Genomic DNA, 6000 nt, shown 5'->3' on the forward strand with positions numbered 1-6000 from the left:
ACCTGTGGTTGCTACAGCGGCATCGGGTGTTCCCCGGTCGCCGGAGGAATTCGCCGATGAGCTGAGCTTGCTGGTAGCGGATGCGGTGTGGGGTGCGGACGCCACGGCGGTGACCGATCTGATTGCGGCGCTGGATCTCTGGGCAGATCATCCGCTGGTGGCACGGGCGGCGGCGTTGGTCGGCGCGACCGCTGCATTCGAACCGGAGCTGCAACCGCTGCATCGGGCAATCGTGCGGGCCGCGCAGGGCGAATGGGTCAGAGCCGAACGGCGTTCGGAACGTATCCAAATGCTGCGGTGGCGAGCGGCGCGGGAGCACGGCGAGGAATGCTCCCTGGTCGCCGCGGATCTGCTCAGCGCGGCCATATCGCTCTGCGACGAACAGGTTGACGATCGGGTCCAAGATCCGTCGCGGGTGGCCGAGTTGCTGTGGGACCTGGTGGCCATCTTCGAGGAGGCCACCCTGCATGATCCGGATGACGACGCCGAGGTGATGACCCGCGGCGCGGCGGCGGTCCGGCGGCTGATCGGGATCTACACCGAACTGGCCGAGGCCGACCGCGCCGCGCACCTGGGTTCGTTGGCCGAAGCCCACCTGACGGCCGTCGGATTCGTGGAATCGGTAGACGGCCACGCGGCCGCCTTCGCGCTATCCGAACGTGGTGTCCGTCTCTATGAGGAGTTGGCGGAGGCCACGGGTCTCTCGGCTGTCGGCGCGCTCGACCAATCGTGGTCGGAACACATCACCTTGGCGGGCCGCGGTGGACTCGAGGCCGCGGCACAGGAGTGGGAAGCTTATCGTTGCGCGCGGCTGCGCCACTACGCCACCACGATCGATCCTGCGGCGACGTCCCATGAACTATCGGATCTCGGCCTGCTGCTACGGCGGCACACCCTGCATGCCGAGGCGGTGACCGTATCCGCGCGGGTCGTGTCGATCGCCGAGGCGGCCGCCGCGACGGACGAGTCCGCGGTTGCCGACCTGGCTGAGGCGGTGCGCCGGCACGGTGAGTATCTGCACCATGCCGGCCGTCGCGACGAGGCCGTGGCGGCGTGGTGGTATTTCATCAAGATCCGGCAGCGCATTCGCGATCGCCCAGGCAAGGAAGATGTGACCGCGGTGGCCGATGGCTACGGTGCGATCGTAGCGTCGGCGGATGAGCTCGATGACGAGGACTCGGCCATCAAGTTCGGTTCCGGAGCGGTTCGTGAATGGTCCCGGCTGGCCCGGCGCCACCGGCGGCATCTGCCGGCGTCGGTGAATGCGCTCACCGCCCAGGCGGATCGGTTGCGTGCGGCTGGTCGCGGCGTGGCGGCGGCCGGTCTCGCGGAACGTGCCGTCGAGCAGGCGCGGGAGCTTGCCGCTATCGACCCGGAGCAGTACCGGCCGATTCTGGCTCAGGTGCTGACCTGCGCCACCGTGGCGCACCTGCACGTCTACGATGAGCGCGCGGACGCGAGCTCCCGCGCGGCGGTCGAGGTGATCGAGGAGATCGCCGCGGTCGAGCCGGACGGCTGTACCAGGGATCTGACCGAGGCTCTGCACAACCGCGCTCTCGCGCTCAATCAGGTCGACGACTATCGGCAGTCGAAGGTCCTGCTGGCGCGGGCCGTCGCATTGTGCGAGGAGTTGGTCGAATCCGATAACGACGACGGCGATCGCGCGTCATTGGCCGGCATGCAGTGCACGCGCGCCACCACACTGGCGTGTCTCGGTGACCTCGAGGAGGCGCTGGAGTGTGCGACCCGGGCCGAGACAATCTACGCCGAGCTTGCGGAGCGTGATCCGGACGCGCATAGCGCGGAGCTCGCGTATGCGCTCGGCAGGGTCGCGGCGATCCAGACCGATATCGGCAACGGCGACCGAGCGCGGGTCGCGGCCCTGCGGGCGCTGGAGATCTGTGACCGGTTGGCACCTGGAACCGACCAGGACGAGCATCGGGCCGCGGCGTTGCATGCGTTGGCCCGGTCGCCGATCCGGGATGGGCGACTTCCGGAGGCCCTCGACCATTCGGCACTGCTACTGGAGTTGCGGGAACGGATGGCCGCGCGCGACCCGGCAGGCGAATCCCCCGAGCTCGCGGTCGCACTGGGCAATCACGCGGTATGCCTCGTCCATAGCGGGCAGCCGCGCGAAGCCGTCGAATACGCGCGGCGGTCGTTGTTACTGTTTCGGCAACTGGCGCAATCGAATCCCGCTCCCTTTCGGGAGCGGCTCGCCAGCGCACTGGACCGGTACGCGCATTGCCTGGCCCAGATGCGCTGGCACGACCAGGCGGTCGAGATGTCGGCCGAAGCCGTCGAGCACTTCGAGCAATTGCTGGGCGATGATCGCGCGCTGTACCTGAAGTCCGCCGCGCTGTGTCTGGACCATCACGCGCAGCGGCTGGACGCGGTGGGCCACAGCGCGGATGCCGTGGTGGTCGCGGCGCGCGCCGTGGCTATGTTCGAGGAACTGGACTCGCTCGATGGTCGGGCGTATCTGGGGAGAAGCCTGCTCAACAGCGCCGGATTGTGTACCGACGTCGGGAGTTACGCGGACGCACTCGACCAGGCCACACGCGCGGTCGCGATATTCGGGGAACCAGCGGCCGAGCCGCCGGATCCCCGAGCGCGAGATCTCGCTGCGGCACTGCACAATCGGTCCTTCGCCCTGGATCGTCTCGGCCGCCACGACGAGGCCGTCGCGGATCAAGAGCGGGCGGTGCGTATCTGTGCCGCCGCGGCCGCACACGATCGGCGGCCCGCGCTGGAGCAGCTGGCAGCGGCCACATACAACCTCGCCTGCCGACTGGTGAACGCCGGCGATTGGCCGCGGGCGCGCGAGCATTCGCGGGCCGGCGTGCGGCTTCGGCAGGAACTGGTCGACGACGATGCCGAACTGCACCTGCCCGATCTGGCGCACGCACTTGGCGAACACGGCCGTTTCTGCGGTGAGCGGGGTGAATGGGAGGAGGCCGCCGCCCACCTCGAACTCGCCGTGTCGGCCTACGAGGAGTTGGCTTCCCGCGATCCCCAACAGTATCGGCTTCGATGGGCGGAGGCGGTACAGCAGCACGCGTGGGCGCGGTGCCAACTCGGCCAGCAAGGCCGAGTGCTGGCGGAAATCGAATGTGCACTGTCCATTTGGCGTACCGCGGCCGAAACGAATCCGCAGGCGCGTTCGTCGCTGGCCGCCTGTGCGGCGTGGGCGGCACGGGTGCTGCCGCACAATGGTGAACCCGAGCTGGCGGCGGCACAGCTGGAATACGCTGTCGGCCAGTATCGATCGCTGATCGTGGACGAATCCGATGAGCTGGTACCGGACTTGATCGATGCGTACCACAAGTACGCGACGAGCCTATGCGAGACGGGATGTTCGGAGCAGGCGGCGACACAGTTGATGGAACCGGTCCGGCTGATGCGTGTGCTGATCGAAAACGACCGTGCCACCTACCGGTTTCCCCTGGCCGATCTACTGCGTGATCAGGCGTGGTTCTGTTCCCAAGCCGGCCGGCGCCCGGAGGCCGTCGACGCGGCGCGGGAAGCGCTGGCGCTGCTGGAGGAAGAGCTGGCGCAGAACCCCGAGCCCAGTGACGAGGACCCCCGATGGCAGCTGGCCGAATTCCGCGTCGCCCTCGCTGACGCCCTGGCGGATGTGGGGCTGCGCACTGAAGCCCTCCGGTACCTCGACGACGCCTTCCCACTATGGGAGGAGCTGGCCGACGAGCACGACGACGCATCCATCGAGGTGGCGTGGGTGCTGCGGCATCGGGCGCGCTGGGAGGCCGATTCCGGCGTCGATGCTCGCACGGTGCTGACACTGTCGAAGCAAGCCCTCGACAGGTACGAACACGCTGGGGAGCAGCAGGAGGGTGGCGCCGAACTCGCCGGATCTCTTGTCGACCACGCCCGGCATCTCGCGCGAGCCGGGCGCTGCGCCGAGGCGCTCGACCATAGTTCCCGTGCGCTGGAGCTGTGGGAAATCATCGCCGCGAACGAACCGGCCGAGCACGGGCCCGGCCTCGGAGATTGCCTGCGCTGGCATGCCACCCACTTGGCAGCGGTCGGCGCGGATGAAGCTGCCATCGAATGTGCGTGGCGCGCACTGCAATTGGCCGAGAATGCTGCCGAACGGGCGCGGCTGCGCTATCTGCCGGACCTGGCGGCGGTATGCCGCGAGACGGCGCTGCTGTTGGGTGACCGCGACCGTGGCCAAGCCCGCGCCCTAGCGGAGCGCTCGGTGAGCTTGTATTCCGAATTGGCCGCAGCGGAGCCGGACGCATTCGCCGACCGCCTTGCCGCGGCCGAGCGTTCGGCCGCCCGAATATCCGAGTCGACTCCATCCGATCAGGGGTTTTCGTAGTCCGGCCCGCCGCCGGACTCGGCCTTTCGGCCGCAAGGAGCGCGGCCGCTGTGATGCAAAGGAACACCACCTGGGCGTGCTCTCGGAGACGCCGGTACTGCGCCGGCTCATCATCACCGGCGATTGCCGGATACGCCGAATGTGGCTGCCGCAGTATGTCGAATCGCTCGAGATCAATGTGCCACGGTCCGACCTGTCGGCGCTGGCCGGGCGTCCGAAGCTCGGGGACCTGACGGTGTCGGAATCGGCAGTGCGCGTCGAGGACCTTGGGGCGCTCGAGCAGGCCGGCTACGAACTCGACGGTGGCCTCGGCGATCGACACCACGGCCAGGCCGCCAGCCGGCCCAGGTTCTATCCCCTGCACCGTGCTGACGCTCTACTTGCGTGATGGTACGAGTGCGTCGACTTCGATTTCCACGAGCCAGCCCGGAACGACGAGGCTGACTTCCAATGTGGATCGGGTCGGTCTTGTGGGGTTGTGTTCGATAGGCTGCGTAGGCGTTCCGGTCCCCAGGGGAACCAGCAAGGTGGCGCCGGTGTCGAGGTTGGTATTGGCGAAGAATTGCCGGTATGCCCGGTTCCAGCCGGCGAAGTCGACTTTGTCGGCGCCGGGTGGCTTTGCCAGGAACGCGCGCATTGCTATCACGTCGGAGAGTTTCAAGCCACGGGATCGAAGGTTGGCTCTAATTTGCTCCAGCGCGTTGATGGCCTGCGCCTCGGTGATGGTGACACCTGATGGAAGCTTGCCATTCGCCAGCAGGCCGGCATCGATGTAGCGTTCCGGCGTGCCTTCCGGCGCGGTCGGGTTCAGGTCTTTCGGGCCGGTTCCAGCGGTCTTGTAGATTGCGGCTCCACTCGGCACTGTAACGCCGTCCGCGTACAACGCTTCCGGCTTGCCCTTCTCGATCACCGGAACGGCACCTGATACAGCCTCGCTCGAGGAGCCGGAAGTATCCGAACACCCCAGTAAGCTGCCTGTAGCGAGCAATATTGCTGCAGAAGCAACTATACGAAATGTCAACACGACAACACTTTCCCTTCGAGGTTGGCCGGCACCGATGCGAGCACAGACCAAGCACCGTCCGAGTTGACCGGCAACACGCTAAACGATTGTATTCCTGCTCAATCCCTTCCAGCTGCCACGACTGAGCTACAGCTCCGTAGCCCGGCCGCGATGACGCCCGGTCCGGCACTACATCACCGCCCGACGGCGGTGGGGCCGCCGCGAACCCCGGGCCACGAGGCCGAGCAGTCCGGGGCGACCGGAACGGAGCGGATTCGGTGGGACGAATCCGGTGCCTCTGCGGCCGGTTCAACGGCGTGGATCCGCCCGCTCAAATCTTCGTAAAATCAGCTGTGCCGTGCCGCTCGGCACTTGACGGTTGAAGAATAAAGTCGCAATCTATTTGCGGTCACGATCGTGATCAGTAGCTGGTGATTCTGTCGGCACAAGCAAAGGAGTGGAACATGGCATCCGGTCCCGAGAACCACGGCCCCAAGGACCAAGAAGGTCTGCCGCTGGAAGAGTTTCACATTTCGGCAGACGAGGCGGCAAGCCTTGAGCGCGCTTTCGGTTTCGTGACAGCCGATCGCTGATTTCCATCGAATGGCGCGGGGGGGGGGGTTACGGCCCAGCGGCGTTAGTGTGGCGGTTA

Annotated in this window: 4 protein-coding genes; 3 read left to right on the forward strand and 1 reads right to left on the reverse strand. The window is 66.8% G+C overall.

From position 1 onward, the window contains the following. Positions 1–4 precede the first annotated feature (4 nt). Both AB0M45_RS21835 and AB0M45_RS21840 read left to right on the forward strand, forming a co-directional pair. The gene (locus AB0M45_RS21835) at positions 5–4345 is read left to right on the forward strand and encodes a tetratricopeptide repeat protein (protein WP_364331986.1); all 4341 of its coding nucleotides are present in this window, start codon (positions 5–7) and stop codon (positions 4343–4345) included. A gap of 76 nt (positions 4346–4421) precedes the next feature. Next, positions 4422–4733, forward strand: coding sequence for a hypothetical protein (locus tag AB0M45_RS21840; protein ID WP_364331989.1), 312 nt, complete (start codon positions 4422–4424; stop codon positions 4731–4733). Here the strand turns inward: AB0M45_RS21840 and AB0M45_RS21845 are convergent. Further along, positions 4722–5255, reverse strand: a complete 534-nt coding sequence (locus tag AB0M45_RS21845; protein WP_364331992.1) for a Rid family hydrolase — start codon at positions 5253–5255, stop codon at positions 4722–4724. The two genes, AB0M45_RS21840 and AB0M45_RS21845, sit on opposite strands and share 12 nt — an antisense overlap. Positions 5256–5812: 557 nt before the next feature. On the opposite strand from AB0M45_RS21845, the gene AB0M45_RS21850 reads away from it, so the two are divergent. Continuing rightward, entirely contained in the window at positions 5813–5941 is a 129-nt protein-coding gene (locus AB0M45_RS21850; RefSeq protein ID WP_364331995.1) for a hypothetical protein, read from the forward strand. Positions 5942–6000: the final 59 nt, after the last annotated feature.

This window comes from Nocardia sp. NPDC051787 (assembly GCF_040681325.1).
GTDB lineage: Bacteria > Actinomycetota > Actinomycetes > Mycobacteriales > Mycobacteriaceae > Nocardia.